Below are 18155 nucleotides of genomic sequence, written 5' to 3'. Positions count from 1 at the left end.
CTATCCTTTCTCTTGTTTTGACAGCGTTTTTTCAGTTCTAACACCGATTAAAAAGAATATTTTTATGCATACAAAAACACGCTCTTTTCTTACAGCACTGGCATCTATTGTGGTTTTATGCAGTTTTATAAACTCTGGTTTTTCAGAGGCAGAAAAACAGTTGGCTGAAACCAGAAGCAGCATTGTTTACAACAAGAAAAAACACAGCATTACCCTAACATGGCCGGCTTTCGGTTCATCAGGGCCTTATGTAATTACAAGAGGCGGTAGCCGTCTGGCATCAGATTTTGTAATGGTAGGTTCAACTTCAAAGCTGACTTTTACCGATAAAAAGCCCAATGCCGATAAATACGAAAACTACTATAAAATTACACGTGATTCGGTAACAATGCTACTCTCGCTGGAAAGCCAGATTTTTGGCGACAACATGTATTTCTACGATAGAAAGTTTGAAAAACCAGAAACCGCAAGAAACGAAATTAATGCACACTTTGCTACCACCGGGCGAAGCGGAGCAAACGGTGAGTGGACAACCAAACGGCAGGCGTATTATTTCAAAGCAAATGTGGGTGGGCAGACTTACGATGTGGGTGGGTCGGGTTCAGCCTCTTCGGCAGAAGCCAACTCAATAGAACTCGGCTTTTATTCCCATATAGGTGGTTTAGGTAAATTACCTACTGATGTAAAACTGGGTGCTGTGTTTACAAGGCCTCACCTTTCTGGTGGTGCAAATGCTACCTGTACATTCTGGCGTTCGATGGAAAATGTAACAGTAATGAGAGATTTTGCCTGGACAGTCTCTCAATCGACCAGTGCAAGAAGGATGCAGATTGAAAGCACTTCAAAATATATTTCGGATGTTGGCAGCAACAACTTCTGGGGTAGTGGTGGTTTTATTGCCGACACCCGTTATACCGCTAACAGACCAAACTGGGCCGGACAGCAACAATGGTACACCAGAAATACTGTATTCCCGGCAGGTTCTGGTGCAATGGGTGGTTCTTATAACATGGTCTGGCAGGGTTGTGTCAACGCTCCAGAGGCGAATGATAGCAACTCCCCTATTGCCACCACGCCTGTTGTCAGAGAAAAACCTTTCCTTTTTATTGATAAAGACCATGAATATAAAGTATTTGTTCCGGCATGGCAAAAAGACAGAGTGGGCCTATCGTGGTCAGAAACCGACATGGGCAAAGGCAAAATTCAGGATTTGCTTAGCGATTGGTATGTAGCCAAAGAAGGTGACACCGAGGTAGAAATAAACAATGCCCTGAAAACAGGTAAGAATATATTTTTTACACCTGGCCATTATGCACTGAATGCGCCGATTCAGGTAAACAGAAAAGATGCCATATTGCTGGGTGCGGGTATAGCTTCGGTAACGCTGGAGCCAACCGAAAAAAATACTTGGGGCTGCATTTATGTTGATGACAAGGACGGGATTATCGTAGCCGGACTTCTGATGGACTCATTCAATAGTACGACTTATCAGATAAGAATCGGTAACGACGGAGCCAATGCTGACCATAGTGCCAACCCTATTATGCTCACAGATATTACTTGCAGAGTGGGTGGAGTTCAGGCTAAAAATATTCAGATACATGCCTCTATGCAGATAAACAGTAGCCATGTGGTGGGCGACCATTTCTGGTTATGGCGTGCCGACCACGGCTCGCAACCTGGTGGTAAAGCACGATGGACAAGAGACAGATGCAAAAACGGCCTGATTGTTACAGGTAACGATGTTACTTTATATGGTCTGTTTGCCGAACACTATCAGGAATACGAAGTACTATGGCTCGGAGAGCGTGGCAGAACCTATTTCTTACAAAACGAGCCACCTTATGATGCGCCCAATCAGGCAAGCTGGAGTAGCCAGGGAGGCAGAGTTGATGGCTATGCCGCCTTTAAGGTAGCTAATACAGTAAAAGAGCACCACAGTATCGGGATGGGTTCCTACGCTGTCTTCACAGGGACCGACGGTAACGTAAACAAGAAAAATGGTTTTGAAATACCAAACAGCCCAAATGTAAAGCTCGAAAAAATGTGTATCACCCGTTTTGCTGGCCCGGGCCAAATTCAGCATGTTATTAATGGTACGGGCGGAAGCACTGCAACCGGAGTAAAACGTGTAGCATCTTACAATAATAGCGGAGGTACCCAGCCCTACGATGAAACATTTGACCTACCCGACGGTCAATCATACCCTGCTTATATTATGATGGAAAAATAAATTGGAAACACGTAGCAGAATATACTATTTCAGCAATCACTGTTTCTGCCTTAATAGCCACAATTCTGCCTTTTTTGCCCTTAGTGGCCTTTTTTGTCAGTATTATATAGAGTTGTTATGCATCAGAAAGCCTTGTCTTACAGATGCACAAATGTTTGCCTGTATTCCGTAGAAAAAAGTAGTCATCTACTGGCATAATTTCGTTAAGGTCAGCTCTCAAAATCACTTATAAGAATATGAATAATGGAGTTAAAATAGATTAGAATATAAAATAGTATCAACAAAAACCCAGATATGAATCAGTAAAATCTTAGAAGGTCTGAGGTCAGAATTGAATGGAACTAGCACTCATACAAAGAATGATAGAGATGCAGTAGCTTATCTTTCATACTTAAAATCAATAAAAGTTTAAACAGTTTCTTTACGTCTATTTTTTAGCAAAATTTTAGAACATATCCTTAAGATTGAATTTGTTTTTCAATTTTAATCATTCCACTAGCGTCACTCATTCCTGCGGTTCCTTAGTTCATTTGTTTTTCTCCTGCAATCATTGATTTGTTGTAGAATACTGCTTATTACTATTCTAGTTTTGTTTCATCAAATAATCAAAATCAAAAAAAGATGAACAGAGAATTAGTATTTTTAAGAACCTTTGCAATAGCAACCGCAATTGGAATAACTTTTATTACTTCAGTTGCCTTCAAAGAATCAGGCAATCAAAGATTCAGCGAAATTGATGTAGAACGCATCAATATTATAGAAAAGGATGGTACGGTAAAAATGGTCATTACTAATGTAGAACGCTTTCCGAACGGAACTGATAAAATCAATAATCGCCCCACCAATGCTGATCGGAAAAAACGTTCGGGAATGCTATTCTTTAATGAAGATGGTATAGAAGCAGGAGGCTTTATATATGATGGTAAGAAAAAAGAAAATGGGCATTCGGCAGGCCTTTCGCTAACTTACGACCAATATGATGGTGATCAGGTAATGCAACTGTTAACCCAAGACATTGGAGAGGGCGACAAGCGGTTTGTGAGCAGTACGTTGGCCTTCAACGACCGCCCAAGCAAAGAGTCTCAGCTTAAAACAATGGAAATCATGAAAGAGTTGGAGGAACTTCGCAAAAACAACCCCAAAGCGATGCAGGAAAAATATAAACAATACCAGGCAGAAGGTTTATTAGGGGGTGTTCCGAGAGTGATGCTGGGAAAATCAAGAAGCCAGAACAACGGGCTGTTTCTTTTTGATGACAAAGGAATGCCCAAAGCTATGTTTTATGTAGATAAGGAAAACAATGCAAAACTTGACTTCTTTGATGACAAAGGAAACACCATTGCGTCATTTCCAGAAAAGAAAAATTAAAATACACACTATCAGAAACAGTCCTTTAAAGTTCTAGGGCTGTTTCTTTGTAAGTTGCCCGAGCAAAATTTCAATGAAAAACATCATCGTTAAAATAAACCAAAACGGCCACTTTCTGATGTTTATTTTGCTATTTGCGTATGTACAGTCTATATACATACGCACTGTGAATAGACAAAAAATCAACATCTACACCTTTACGCCCGAAGCAGCACTGGCAACACTGGTGGGAGCAGGTATTTTGTTTTTGATTATCCTTTTCTTTATCCGGAAATGGCAGAAATCAGACCTATTCAATACGCCAGTTATACTTAAAATATTCGGCACATCTTTGCTTGTGTTTGTGGTAACCATGCAATTAATCAGCCTGTTGATAGCAATGGCTTTTGATACCGTAGAGAGAAACTTCAACTTACCTACCCTAAGCATTTCACTGTTTTCACACTTTCTAGACGGAATCATTTACGGTAGTTTTTTTCTTACCTATTATTATTATAAAAGCAATAAAAAACACCAGCAGAAACTGGCAACATATAATACAGCGCTGGCAGAAAGCAAAATCAATCAGCTTAAAAATCAGCTCAATCCACATTTTCTGTTCAACAATCTGAATATACTGGATCAACTGATAGAAGAAGATAAAAACAAAGCCTCCGATTTCCTCAATGAATTTGCAGAGATATATCGCTATGTATTACATTCGATTGACAAAGAATTAGTAAAAACTGAAGAAGAAATTGATTTTGCCAGGCAATATTTCAAACTCATTCAGCATAAATACGGAAACGCATACCAGTTGCGTATCGAAAGTAGCAATGAAAACGGCTCTATCGTTCCGCTTACCTTACAACTACTGATTGAAAATGCTGTGCAGCACAACCTCGGAACGAAAGAGAAACCGATTTATATTCACATAAATGTTAACCGAAATGTTTCAGTGGTTAATAATATAAATCTGAAAAGAAACAGTAAGCCTACATCAGGCAGGGCATTGAAAAACCTAAAAGAGCAGTACAAATTACTTTCTGAAAATCTGATAGAAATCCAACAAAAAGAAGATAAGTTTTCGGTAGTTGTTCCTATCATTCATAAACAAAGCAAATGACAAAAATACTCATCATAGAAGACGAAATCCCGGCACAAAAGAAACTGAAACGCTTCATTGAAGAATTGGATTTGTCAGCTGAAATTATAGCCGAATTAGACACGGTGCAATCTGCCATTGATTTTTTGAATACTCACAAACCCGACCTTATTCTTTCTGACATCGAACTTCTGGACGGTAATGTCTTTGAGATTTACCGCCAGGTTTCAATTACTTGTCCTATTATTTTTACCACAGCTTATAACCAGTTCTGGATGGATGCTTTTGATGGTAACGGTATTGCTTATCTGCTGAAACCCTTTTCTAAAGAACGTTTCCAAAAGGCATGGGATAAATTTCTTTTGCTCAGAAATTCCGGTACAAAAGAGCAAGACTCTATTGCCAATTTGACCAGACTTATTCAACAAAATTTTTCTGACAAGTCTTACAAGAAGCGTTTCACCATCAATACCCATCAGGGAATATATTTTTTAGAAACTGAAAGCATTTTGTTCTTTGAAGCTAACGAAGGCTTAGTGTTTGCTTATGATCGTCAAGGAAAAAAACACTTGCTGACAGAACCCACTTTAAAGGAAATTGAAGAGTTTCTCAATCCTTCTGATTTTTTCCGTGTCAACCGAAGTGAACTTATTCACAAGCCTTACATTGAAAAAATAGAACGCTACAATAAAAATACGTTGGCTATCAAACTAAAAGGCTACGAAACCTACTTAAAAACCAGCCAGAGCCAAACGGCAGCGTTTCGTGAATGGGTAGAGAAATAGGCCGGCAAAGTACTTTTTTAAATATATTTACAGTATGGGTCCTGATTTAAAATTATTTTATCACCCCACAGGTTTTAAGTTTAATCTTCGTTTTTCTGTTGTAAATTAAGCCTTGTTTTTGGCGTTTTTTATTATCTTGCATCTAATAATTCTTAAATAAAAACACGGACTAAAAAAGAGTTTATACGTAGTTGGCCGTTTTGTCTTACTTAGTCCGGGTTTTAGAGCCGACACAAGAAGTATCTTCAAAGCTCAGACAGGCGAATGCCTCTGACACCTATTTTCTCCGAATTTATATATACTATAATAGCTAAATTTGCCTATGCGATAAAATCAATCATCAGGTCTGTAAATAGAAATATAAGTATCCGATTATACAATTTCACTCGATTTTGCTTATATTTGTGCCAAATATTCTACACTTGAGAAAAGCAATCGCTATATTACTTCTGTTTTCAGTAATGGTCAGACCCTTTACTCAGGTTTACTATTTAATTGATTTCAAACTGCGTCAAGACTACATTGCCAAGGTTCTCTGTGTAAATAAAAACAAACCTCAGCTTAATTGCAATGGTAAATGTTATCTCGCCAAACGGCTCAAAGCCGCTGAAGACAGAGAAAAGCAGGCCCATCACCAGGCTTTTGAAAAATTTGAATTACCCATAATTATTTGTGAAGAAATATTCGCTCACAATTTTGACCGCCACTACGCAATTCAACCCGATCCGGTAGATTTATATAATGAATCTTATTCTACAAAGTACATATCTCATTTTTTTCATCCACCCTGCTTAGCCTAGATCGTTTTTAGTTTCCTTCTCTTGAGAATTCCATGCTCAATACTATTCCTATGCCCTTTAGTAAACCTGGGCATCTGGTTAGTGTGCAGCTATGTTATTTGCTCAACTATCTCATTTCGATTTGCCTTTGTAAAGATCTGCCTCAGAGTAGTTTTGCCAATCTGAGTTGTGGGTCTTATGGTGTCAATATATCTTTATTTTATATTCATTTTTTTTAATAAATTGAATTCAGCTAAAAAAATAGGTACTATGCTGGTTTGTGGCTTGCTTTTTATGCGAGTCATGATAGCTCCTATTATCTATCTACAATATGAAATCAATAAAGATTACATTATAAAAAACTATTGTGTTAATAAGAATCGACCACAACTCCATTGTGATGGAAAATGCTATTTAGCCAAAAAATTAAAAGCAGCCGAAGAACGTGATACTCATCAATCTAAAGTTAGCGCATTTAAGCAATTATTAGAGTTATATCACAGTTTTCAAAATTTTTATATTTCACAAATCGCTACAGTAATTTCAACCCTAACCTTCAACTTCGCTTACCTAAGCAATTATTTTTTATCTCCGATTACTTCAATTTTAAAGCCTCCGCAGTTTTAAGAATCCAACATAAGTAAATTTCTAACATTCGTATTTGTCCGTTCTTAAGAATTGGGTAGAATACCTGTGTATCTATGTTTTACCTAAGTCAATCAACAATGAAAAAAATATTATATATCATACTATCCATTATCTCTATTAATTTAAGTTTTGCGCAAAAGTCGATTAAAGGAAAAATCTACGATGCTAATACAAAAGAACCTGTTGTCGGAGCAACTGTAAAAGCTGAAAACACCTCGATTGGAGCAATAACGGATATAAATGGTGCTTTTGAATTGAATGCCAATGCTACAAAATTAGTCATTACCAATATTGGTTATGAAACCAAAACTATTGATGTAGTAGCTGGTAAAAGCATTTCAATATCGCTCGAAACAGCCTCAGAAGATTTACAAACTATTGTTGTAACGGGAAACCGTGAAGCAAGTTTGCGTACCGAAACTCCTATTGCAATCTCGAAACTTACACCTAAACAAATTGACGAAGCCAAAGCAACATCTGTGTATGAGGTTATCAATAAAACACCAGGTGTAATGATGGTAAACCTTAATAATGAGCAACATTCAATGTCGATTCGCCAACCAATGACTACCAATGCATATTATTTGTATTTAGAAGATGGGGTACCGATTCGCCCAATGGGTGTTTTCAACCACAACTCATTGCTCGAAATGAATCAATTTACGGTAAGCTCAATAGAAGTTGTGAAAGGGCCTGTTTCTTCTATCTACGGGCCAGAGGCAGTTGGAGGAGCAATTAATTTTGTTTCACAACGCCCAACGGCAGTTCCAACAGCACGTGTAGGTATACAATTTGACCAATGGGGCTATCGTAGAATACAATATGGTGCAGGGGCAACAATTGGTAAATTTGGCATTTATTTGGGGGGATTAGTAGCAGAGCAAAAAGACGCCTGGATGACCAGTTCGGATTATACAAAAAATGCTCAATATGCACGATTGGAGTATCAGATTTCGCCTAAAGCACGGCTTATTTATACACTCTCTTACGCAAAATATAACTCACAAACGAGTGGTAGTGTAGATAGTGTTGCTTTTTATAATCGGCAGTATATTAGCACAACTGATTTTACCTACCGCAAGTCTTACTCGCTTCGTACACGCCTTACTTTCGAAAAAGACTGGAACAATGGCTCTCAGTCATTTATCACTGTTTTTGGTAGAGATAACAAGCATGGGCAAAACCCAAGCTATGGTATTCGTTGGACATCGGGAGCAACAACTGCTCGTGGAGAAATTAACTCAAATAACTTTAAAAGTCTGGGGGTAATTGCACAACATACGCAAAACTTTAAGTTTTTAAATTCTAAAGCAATTATCGGTACAAACGTTGATTTCTCGCCAAATGATTATTGGTCATACCAGATTGACTTAGCCGCTCAGTTAAGAGCAGATAAAAAATCAGTTGAAAAATATACTATTGTAAAAGAACGTCCGGATATTAAGATAGCTGATTATAAAGCAGACATACGCAATACAGCGATTTATTTGCAGTATGATTTTGAGCCTATCAAAAATCTAAGAATATCGGCAGGATTGCGCTACGATAATATGTCGTTCGATTTTGTGAATAACCTTGATGTTGATAAAACAACCGGCGAAGCCATTGGAGGCTCTAAAACTTATACCAAAACAACGCCAAAACTCGGCTTGACCTATAATTTAGGTAAAGGTAAAGGTTTATATGCCAATTTCTCGAAAGGTTTTGCGCCATCGGGTTTAACTGCCATTTTCCGCAAAAGACCAGCCCCGGCTGCCAATGGAGATTTGTTCTACTACAATCTGATACCTGCTACATTCAATAATGCCGAAATCGGTGGATGGGCATCATTGCTCAAAAACAAGATTTATATAGATGCTTCACTCTATCAAATGAGCGGCACAAACGAACTGCTAAACATCCGTCAACCTGACAATTCAACCGATTATCAAGCTGCCGGTAAAACAATTCATAAAGGAATTGAATTGGGTCTAACATTCAAACCAAGCAAGCAAGTAATGTTCCGAGCAGGAGGTGCATATTCAATACATCGTTTTGTTGAATTCATTTTAAGTCAAAGGGCCTCTGACGCCTTAAAAGATGTGAATGGTAAAGATATGCCTTCTGCCCCACGTTGGCTGTGGAACGCTGAATTAAGTTATTATCCAACCTGGCTGAAAGGTTTCCGTACATCGATTGAATGGCAGCACCTAAGTAAATGGTATCAAAACCAAATCAATACCATTTCTTATGATGGGTATGACTTAATAAACTTCCGTGCCGGGTATCAGTGGAAAAGTATTGAAGTTTATACAAACATCATGAACCTAACTGATGCATTATATGCAACCAATGCCACTCGTGGTAATGCTGCAACTGACCGTACAACTTTCACGCCTGCAGCTCCGCGTACATTTGTAGTTGGTTTACAGTACAATTTTGTAGGTAAAAAATAATCGCCACCACAAAGACACGCTAGATTTGGAAGAAAGGCTGGCGTGTTATTGAAAACAGAATTAATATGAAAAATAAAACTAGTAAAAACATTTATCCTTGGATTGTAAAATGGCACTTTATCGGTGGTATAATTTCAGCTCCCATTGTTATTCTGCTTGCGCTCACTGGCTTGATATACTTATTTAAAGACAAGTATGAAGCACCTCAAAAGGCTGCTCTTGCTCATATAGAACAAAAAACCGAAAACAAAATGAGTTTTCAACAACAATGGCAACTGGCAAAAAAAGAGTGGAAAAAAGTACCTTCAGGCATGATTGTTCCACAATCGGCTAACGAGGCAACAGAATTTATATCAGGTAAATTTTCTCATAAATCTCATTTGTATATTGATCCTTTTTCTCAAAAAGTTAAAGGCATTATAAATATCAATGAAACTGATATGTTCAAAGTTCGTAAACTTCATGGAGAACTTTTGCTGGGTAGTTATGGCACCAAGGTAGTTGAGTTAGTAGCCAGTTGGATGGTAGTGTTAATCATCACAGGTCTTTATCTTTTTTGGCCAAGAAGCGGTGGTATAAAGGCTTTTTTTAGGGTTCGTATCAATCAATCAAAACGCATATTATTCAGAGACTTACACGCTCTTTTGGGTTTTTGGTTTTCGCTTTTACTCCTGATTGTTTTAGCAGGAGGATTGCCTTGGACAGATGTTTTTGGCAAAAGTTATCAATGGGTACAGAAAGTAACAAATAGTGGTTATCCTAAAGCATGGGAAGGTAAAGCGATAAAATCTACTCCTGTTGGCGAACCTTTGACATTAGATGAAATAGTAATGAAAGCCAAAGCCATGAACTTAGATGGTACTACCATTATAGAATTACCAGAAGGCCCAACAAGTGTGTATAGTGTATATAATGAAACTACCAATCTGAGTGCCATGGAAAAAATTCACCTTGATCAATATTCTGGAGAGGTTTTGAAAAAAAATACTTGGGCAGATATAGGTTTAATGATGAAAAGCAGGCAGTGGGTGATGGCATTTCATCAGGGAGAGTTTGGATTATGGAATTGGTTGTTAATGATATTTATTGCCACAGGTCTTTTGCTATTAAGCATTACGGCAATTGCTACTTACTTCTTTAGAAAAAAAACAGGTTCATTAAGTGTACCGAAAATTCCAAAAAATCTAAGCCCAAGTATGGCATTAGTAATAGCCATTGTTGCCTTGGGCGTAATATTACCATTGTTTGGCCTTAGCGTATTACTCATATTCATAATTGATAAATTTAGATCTAAACAAGGTGTGGCTTAGAAAAGAGCAACAAAAATCTCGATTTGCATAGGTATAATCCCATAGATGCACATTTGGTTTAAACTGTTAATTCTTTAACTATTGTTTAAAATCTCTTTAATTCTATTCCTATGAAACACTTTGAACATTTGCCACCCGAACAGCAAAATAAATTGAAAAGCATTCTATTTTATACAATCCGAACAATTCAAGTTACACTTATTTGTTTAGTGCCTATAATCGTTGCTATCATCATTTACTTATTATAATTCAAATAGAAAAAACGCACTCAGTGTATCATACCTGATTGTTTTGCTAAAACAAAAACCAATGAAAAAAATAATAGCATTCATATTTAATTTACTGATAGTAGGCAGCCTATATGCTCAATCTATCAAAGGAACAATCAGAAACCAAGCTGGTGAAGGCATTATTGGTGCCACAGTTTCGGTACTAAATACGCCAAAAGGGTCTATTACAGATAAAACCGGATCTTTTGAAATCAGCTTGGCTACAGGCACTTATAGTGTATCTATCAGTGCTATCGGATATGCATCCAGAATCCAAACAGTAGAAGTGAGCGGTATAATTACTTTGGATATTACTTTGAAAGAAAGTTCGCAGGATTTGGGTGAAGTAGTGGTAACAGCTGATAAAATCGAAACTAATCTGCAAAAAACGCCGTTAGCAATCACTTCTATAAACGCCAAGAAAATAGAAGAATACCGAATTTGGAACATTACAGACCTCACAGCATTAGCGCCAAGCACATTTACTGTTGAACATGGCAATAGTGTAGGGTCAAATTTTTTGAATATTCGTGGTGCTATGGGTTTTTCAAACGACCAAGCCGTAGCAACTTACGTAGATGGCGTTTACCAGTTTGATTATTTTTCGGCACCGCTCAACTTCAATAATATCGAAAGAATTGAAATTTTGCGTGGACCACAAGGCACACTCTACGGTAGAAATGCCTTTGGCGGTGTACTTAACATTATTACCAAAAGACCCACAAACAAAACCAGTGGCTTTGCTGAGGTAGATTTAGGAAATTATGGACAACAACGTTATAGTATAGGTTTTAATACACCTCTTGTTAAAGATAAGTTGTTTATGAATGCAGGTTTTCAGTCGAATAACCGTGGATCTATTTACTCGAACCCAACACCTGAAACCAAATATATTGACAAGCACAATACATACAACGGAAATATAAATCTAAAATACATTGCTTCAGAAAAACTTACTATCGACTGGAACACAAGGTACGAAAATAATAAAGACCAGGGTGCTTATCCATGGGCAGGCACAGACAGTGCCGCCCGAGCTACTCCATTTACAGTTTTCGGAAATTGGGATAATACCGAACGCAGAACCAATTTCAATACTTCGCTGGCGGTAAAATATTACAACAGACACTTTAATTTTACCTCTATCACTTCATTGGTCGATTATCATATCTGGCTTCCCGGAAGATTCGATTTTGACTTTGGCCCTGCTCAACTCATTAGTTTTACTACCTGGTCAAAACAAAAACAGTGGACACAGGAATTACGCTTTTCATCTCCTGCCAATGCCAATAAGTTTAAATGGACGGCTGGTACATTTTTATTTGGTGAAAAATCAAAGAACAGTAGTACTACCTATTTCGACCAGGATTATGCACTATTCGACCCCAACGCACCCTATGGCTCGGTTGGCAATGGAAGAAGAAATGCTTATGGTGTAGCTTTTTATGGGCAAGCTACCTATGCCATTACTTCAAAATTAGATGTAGTAGCTGGAGCAAGATATGATATTGAACACCGTGAGCTAACACAAAATTCAGCATTTGAAAAAAGTGGTGTAATCACACCATTAACTGCTGACAGCACAGCGAAAAAAACCTTCAACGCATTTACACCAAAAGTTATTTTGAGCTATAAACTGACCGATAACGCTATGATTTATGCCTCTTATGCGAAAGGCTTTAGAGTTGGAGGGTTTAATTTCGGCAATACACAAAATCCAACTTACAACCCCGAAAAATCGGATAACTATGAGGTTGGATTAAAAAATAGTTTATTCAATAACGGTCTGAAATTAAATCTGACGGCTTTCTATTTTCAACAAAAAGACCAACAGGTCTCAACCTCTCAAGACGGTATAAACTATGCCTCGCTGAATGTGGGTGATATGGACAATTATGGATTGGAGTTGGAGGCATCGGCACTACCAATCAAAAATCTGCAAATAGACTGGACAGCCAGCACCTCGCACAGCGAATACAAAAGATTAGAATTATTTGATGCAGCAACCAACTCAGTAAAAGATTATAAAGGCAATAAGGCAATTAATAATCCTGCTTTACAGTCGATGCTCGCGGTTCAATATGGCATACCGCTTTCAAAATCTGCTCAGAATTTAAAGGCATTCATCAGAGGCGAATACCGATACATTGGCGAATATCAATTAGATTTTGTAAATGCGTTTCAACAGAATGCTTATGGAATGCTCAATGCCAGAGCAGGTGTTACGAGCAAACATATAGATATTGCTCTTTGGGTTCGTAACCTAAACGATGTACGTTATATGGCTTATGGCTATGGCTCTTATATGATGGGCACACCGAGAATGTCAGGAATTACATTGACCGGGAAGTTCTAGTATTTCAACCGGGCAGAAGGGGTAAAAGGCCTTTCTGCCCTGAATAAACCGGAATCATGAAAAGGTATATGCTCTATTTTATTGCTTTGTTTTCATTGCTGCAATTAAAGAATTTGCAGGCGCAGACGCCTGAATTCAGCAGTAAGAAAATTTATTTCCAGTATCCTCCCTGTAATATCGAGTGTGATACGGTTCATTTTTCAGAACCAGGCACTTGCCCTACTTGTAGAATGAAATTATTTGCGGCCTATCAGGGCTCTGAAAACAAGGAGGGTGCGCATGGAGCTAATTGCAACAAAAAGGTGGCGGGTTTAACTTTCCCCCGCAATGTATCTCAGCAATAAAATGAATGCAGATATTACAGCATTTTTCAAAAACTACTTATTTTCTTTCATTAAACAAAAGCTGTTATGATAAAGAACCGATTAAAAACAATATTATTTTTTTGTTTCATTGCAGCAATCAGCGCATTTGCTCAGGAACAACCTGAAACAGAAAAAGAAGCTTCCAGATTGAAGCAGAAAATAGAAATGATGAAAATCCTGATGACCAAGCCTAAGGAGAACATCAAAACAATTGGCGTATATGTATATGATGGCTTTAACACCTTAGATGCCGTAGGCCCTTATCAGGTATTATCTCAACTTATGAAGGTCGATATTTTTTTTGTTGCTAAAAACAAAGGACTTGTCAAAAATCAGCGAGGGTTAGAAGTAAACGTTACAAAATCAATTAACGATGTACAGCAATTAGATATACTCGTGATTCCGGGCGGTGCTAAAGAAACTTTTCTGCAGACACAGGACACCGAAGTCTTAGACTGGATAAGAAAAATCGATAAAAACTCTGTATATACGGCAAGCGTTTGCACAGGTGGATGGATTTTAGGAGCCACCGGACTGCTGGAAGGTAAAATCGTTTCCTGTAACTGGTATCGTGCTGATGAAATCATGAAAATGTATGGTGCCACCTACCGCCCTGAACGCTATGTGCGCGATGGCAAGTACTGGACCTCAGCAGGAGTCTCTGCCGGAATTGACATGGCTTTAGGTATGATGAATGAACTGATGGGAGAAAAATATACCAAAGGAGTAATGCTTGATCTGGAATATGACCCAAAGCCACCCTATGATGCCGGCTCGGTGAGTAAAACTGATAAAATTGTAGCCGATATGATGTTAGAAATGTATGACATGGGCATGCAATCTTTATTTAAGGAGGAAAAGCAAAAAAGAGAGGCAGCTTTAAGAGAAAAACAGGTAAATGAAGGGAAATGGCCTGAGTTGGATGATTATCACACAACAATGTCGCAGACCTTTCACCCTGCCGAGGAAGGCAATCTAAAACCTTTGTATGCCAATGCTTTTGAGTTAGCGCTTAAAGCTACTGTGTTAAGGAAGTCTGTAATTCCGGCAAAATATCAAAAACCGGGTGTAAAAGAATCCATAGAAATGTTGGAAAAAGAATCAGTTGCTCTGGCAAAAATGGTCAAGAAGAAAAAAACTGACGAAGAATTAAAAAAAGCTATTTACGCCTTACATGATCGTTTTCATGAAGTGATGGAGAAGTGCCATCATTAAGACGGGGATTATAGAAAGATAAAACCATCCAGCTATTTCTGGTTTATTTTCCAAATGATGTTTGAACCAGGCTAAATCTACCAAGTATTGCCGACTTAAGGCTTTAAGTAAAAAAGAATAAGAAGCTCTATGAAAATTCTGGCTTCGCTATAATCATCTGAATTTCTCTCATAGCCTTCCAAAACGGCTATGAGAGAAAAACCACTTCACACATTCAACAATATAATAGGTTCAGGCAAAACCTGCTTAAAGATTCAGGAATTTATTTACTAACCGACTGGTTAGTAAAAAGGGTAATTATTCAGGAATAACTTTATAGACAGTTATATAATGTGAATCAAGAGTTAAATAGATAAAAATGCAAACAAGGCGCATTTTGTTAAATTGCAAAATGCTACCGCAGCGGCGGCCGCAATTACAATTAATTCAAATATACTGCCTTGTTTGTGAGTGCTATACTACAAAAATTTGTTTGCACTACCAACGGCAAAGTAATAATTATCACCCTCGATTTACAGATGCTGAGGCAATAACGATTTATCTTTTTGGCATCTTAGAAGGCAAATTTACTAATCGCTCATCCTATGATTATATTGTTAATCATTGGTTAGATTGGTTTCCAGATTTACCCTCTATCAAGCTTACAATTTTCGAATAAATGAACTGTATTGGCACTTTGAGGTTATAATTAATGATTTAATAAGTCTAATAGACTATTCAGATTGTTATACGAATGTATATTTAATAGACTCCTTACCAATTATGTTAGCTAAATATCCTGATAGAGCTAAAGTAGCGCCAATGCTAGTAAGCAAGGGTTATTGTGATGCTAAATCGCAATACTATCATGGTGTGAAGTTACATTGTTTGGGTAAAGACCGGTTTAAAAAAATCCCTAAATTAAGTATGATTCGTATTACACCAGCCAACGTACATGACTTAACAGCAGCTAAACCTATCATTACTCAGCTAGCTAATCAATAGAGCTTACGCTTCTGAGTCATTAAACCAATTAATTCATCGGTTTTTACACAAGTAAAATTGAAAAAGGGTCAAAAAACAAAATCAGCCCAAGATTATATGTTTTCTAGATATATTAGTGCAATCAGGCAGCCTACCGAATCCTTCTATAAATGGTTGATATATAAAACTGATATTCAAAATGCTGCTAAAGTTCGTTCTGAAAAGGCTTTTTGGACACACTGCTTGGGTCGAGTTGCATCGGCTTTGATTTTATTTATTATTAACCCTTGATTCACATTTAATAACAATAGACTCTCCTTAAAAGCATCCATTGAACACTTAAGCAGTGACCAAAGCAAGACGTACAGAATTTTAGAAAACAATTTAGAGAAGCTAACTGACCTGGAATTTGTTTTTAACAAGACCAATGCGTTGGAAAAACAGGAGCTGATAAATATGGTGTTCGATCAAAAACTCTACTATCAGGAGGGTATGTATCGAACCCCGACAATGATTGATTTACTATCGCATAACTGCTTGATAATGAGGGAGAAAGGCTTGCTGGATTATCAAAAAAAACGGGGAAATTGAAAAATTCCCCCGCTCAGCGGGCTAAATGGGCTTGCAATCGAACCCTTGATACCATTTTTAACATTTTTGGATGATTTAAAAATCGGTTGATATAATTGTCTGCTTGAAGACACTTGATAGCTATAAATAATTTCCCCTAATCATATTACAGCCTCACAAAATATATATTATTATAGCTTAAAATTTTCAATTAGCTGTGGACATGGAATTTCATCATTTTCAAATATTTTTGACAATAGTATCATGTTTAATAATTAGTAATTTAGGCACTCTTATCCCAATACTTTTAGATATTTCACTATTCTTTAGTATAAAAACTCTAAGTATATGACAAAACTTTGAAAAGAGCCAAAAGATTTGTAAAATGGGTTTACCAAGACTCATCAAACAAACCAAATTGGCTCATGGAGGATAAAAGTACAGAGATAAACTTAAATTTACAATCCCACTTTACTTGGCACAAAGCACGAATAAATTTTTTAGAATTTCTCATCATTTCATTGATACGAACACGGTCAGTAGTTTATAGCTTAAACGCTGTTAGTTTGAACGACCGTGCAATCAGTAGCAATCTAAGACGCATCCAGCGTTTTATGAACAGTTTCATGATTGATTTTGACTTGATAGCCAAGGTTTTAATGGCACTAAATCCTATAAAAGGGCCTTATAAATTGAGTTTAGACCGAACTAATTGGCAGTTTTCGGGTATAAACTACAATATTTTGTGTTTAACAATTGTGGCTGATGGTGTTAGCTTAACAATACTTTGGACAATGCTTGATAAACGTGGAAACTCTAACCACAACGAGCGTAAAATATTGATAATAAGATATATTCGTTTGTTTGGTTTAGATTCTATTGAATCTTTAATAGCTGACCGTGAATTTATAGGAAAAGATTGGATTGAGTTTCTATCCAGCCACTCCATTAAATTCTATCTAAGAATTAAAAGTAATCTTACTGTCAATCAACGTGGACGAGCGTTAAAGGTCTTTTGGCTGTTCAACAATTTACCTCTTAATCAAATCTGTGTCTTAGACAAACCCTTGCAAATCAATGGGCAATGGATTTACCTAACCGGTATGAAAGTATTAGATTCAAAGAACGTTATTGAATATGTTATTGTAGCAACTTATCAAATTGACCATCAAGCTATGCAAATGTACGCTCAAAGGTGGACGATTGAATGTTTCTTTAAGGCTATCAAGTCTGCTGGATTCAATATTGAAAGTACACAATTAACTGACCAGAAACGTTTAGAAAAACTATTTGCCATAGTTTGTATTGCTTTTCTATGGGTTTATCGAGTAGGTCAATATCAAAATCAGGTGAAACCAATCCCTATCTTAAAACACAAAAGAAGGGCTTTTAGTATTTTTCGCTATGGATTAGACGAACTTAACAGAGCTTTAATGTTTGATTTAAAAGCGGTTTGTAAATATGTAAATCTTTTGTCATGTACTTAGAGATAATAGTTAAAAAAAATACAAAAAATGCAGTTTTTTTGACATAGGTGTTTATTATCAAACATAATCCAAGTAAAACTTCAATTGGCGAAAGAAGAGGTCCAATATAGCTAAAGCTTCCCAAACCATACCGGAATAATAATTTTATAAATCCATTGGAGTCAATAATTTTGGAAAAACCACTAACAAGGAATAATAATCCAATAACAATAGATAATAATCTATGGGAGTGTAAACTGAACTGTGTCAAGTATTTTTACTACTCACTTGGAGTTGTCTTCAAGTGAG

14 protein-coding genes and 1 pseudogene are annotated in these 18155 nt (G+C 37.1%); 14 read left to right on the top strand and 1 reads right to left on the bottom strand.

Annotated elements, in window-relative coordinates; all coding sequences use genetic code 11:
- Positions 1–64: 64 nt before the first annotated feature.
- The 14 genes and pseudogenes from WAE64_RS20570 (at position 65) to WAE64_RS20510 (ending at position 17867) form a co-directional block, all read left to right on the top strand.
- Positions 65–2233: a hypothetical protein gene (locus WAE64_RS20570; RefSeq protein ID WP_340239659.1), complete on the top strand. Its 2169-nt coding sequence runs from the start codon at positions 65–67 to the stop codon at positions 2231–2233.
- Positions 2234–2854: 621 nt separating this feature from the next.
- Entirely contained in the window at positions 2855–3601 is a 747-nt protein-coding gene (locus tag WAE64_RS20565) for a hypothetical protein (protein ID WP_340239658.1), read from the top strand.
- Between the two features lie 73 nt (positions 3602–3674).
- Entirely contained in the window at positions 3675–4706 is a 1032-nt protein-coding gene (locus WAE64_RS20560) for a sensor histidine kinase (RefSeq protein ID WP_340239656.1), read from the top strand.
- Complete coding sequence (locus WAE64_RS20555) at positions 4703–5470, top strand: LytR/AlgR family response regulator transcription factor (RefSeq protein WP_340239655.1); 768 nt, start codon at positions 4703–4705, stop codon at positions 5468–5470. The genes WAE64_RS20560 and WAE64_RS20555 overlap by 4 nt, the downstream gene beginning before the upstream one ends.
- 202 nt (positions 5471–5672) lie before the next feature.
- A pseudogene (locus WAE64_RS24800) lies at positions 5673–5744 on the top strand (3-coathanger stack domain-containing protein); the annotation flags it as partial.
- A 148-nt stretch (positions 5745–5892) separates the two neighbouring features.
- A complete protein-coding gene (locus WAE64_RS20550) occupies positions 5893–6270 on the top strand; it encodes a hypothetical protein (protein ID WP_340239654.1) in 378 nt (125 codons plus the stop codon).
- A gap of 222 nt (positions 6271–6492) precedes the next feature.
- Positions 6493–6876, top strand: coding sequence for a hypothetical protein (locus WAE64_RS20545; RefSeq protein WP_340239652.1), 384 nt, complete (start codon positions 6493–6495; stop codon positions 6874–6876).
- A gap of 98 nt (positions 6877–6974) precedes the next feature.
- Complete coding sequence (locus WAE64_RS20540; protein ID WP_340239651.1) at positions 6975–9332, top strand: TonB-dependent receptor; 2358 nt, start codon at positions 6975–6977, stop codon at positions 9330–9332.
- Positions 9333–9397: 65 nt separating this feature from the next.
- Positions 9398–10642 carry a PepSY-associated TM helix domain-containing protein gene (locus WAE64_RS20535; RefSeq protein ID WP_340239650.1) on the top strand — a complete coding sequence of 415 codons (1245 nt, stop codon included), beginning with the start codon at positions 9398–9400 and terminating at the stop codon, positions 10640–10642.
- Positions 10643–10951: 309 nt separating this feature from the next.
- Complete coding sequence (locus WAE64_RS20530) at positions 10952–13267, top strand: TonB-dependent receptor (RefSeq protein ID WP_340239649.1); 2316 nt, start codon at positions 10952–10954, stop codon at positions 13265–13267.
- A gap of 56 nt (positions 13268–13323) precedes the next feature.
- On the top strand, positions 13324–13611 hold the full coding sequence (locus WAE64_RS20525) for a hypothetical protein (RefSeq protein ID WP_340239648.1): 288 nt from the start codon (positions 13324–13326) through the stop codon (positions 13609–13611).
- 66 nt (positions 13612–13677) lie between these two features.
- Positions 13678–14847 (top strand): DJ-1/PfpI family protein, encoded by a 1170-nt coding sequence (locus WAE64_RS20520; protein ID WP_340239647.1) that lies wholly within the window; start codon positions 13678–13680, stop codon positions 14845–14847.
- A 762-nt stretch (positions 14848–15609) separates the two neighbouring features.
- Entirely contained in the window at positions 15610–15831 is a 222-nt protein-coding gene (locus WAE64_RS20515; RefSeq protein WP_340239646.1) for a hypothetical protein, read from the top strand.
- A 908-nt stretch (positions 15832–16739) separates the two neighbouring features.
- Positions 16740–17867: an IS4 family transposase gene (locus tag WAE64_RS20510; protein ID WP_340239645.1), complete on the top strand. Its 1128-nt coding sequence runs from the start codon at positions 16740–16742 to the stop codon at positions 17865–17867.
- Here WAE64_RS20510 and WAE64_RS24795 read toward each other — a convergent pair.
- On the bottom strand, positions 17800–18117 hold the full coding sequence (locus WAE64_RS24795) for a MauE/DoxX family redox-associated membrane protein (protein ID WP_379976783.1): 318 nt from the start codon (positions 18115–18117) through the stop codon (positions 17800–17802). The genes WAE64_RS20510 and WAE64_RS24795 overlap by 68 nt on opposite strands.
- Positions 18118–18155: the final 38 nt, after the last annotated feature.

This window comes from Emticicia soli (assembly GCF_037860775.1).
Classification (GTDB): Bacteria; Bacteroidota; Bacteroidia; order Cytophagales; family Spirosomataceae; genus Emticicia; species Emticicia soli.
The sequence above is the reverse complement of the archived record's forward strand: the minus strand, read 5'-3'. Positions and strand labels throughout refer to the sequence as shown.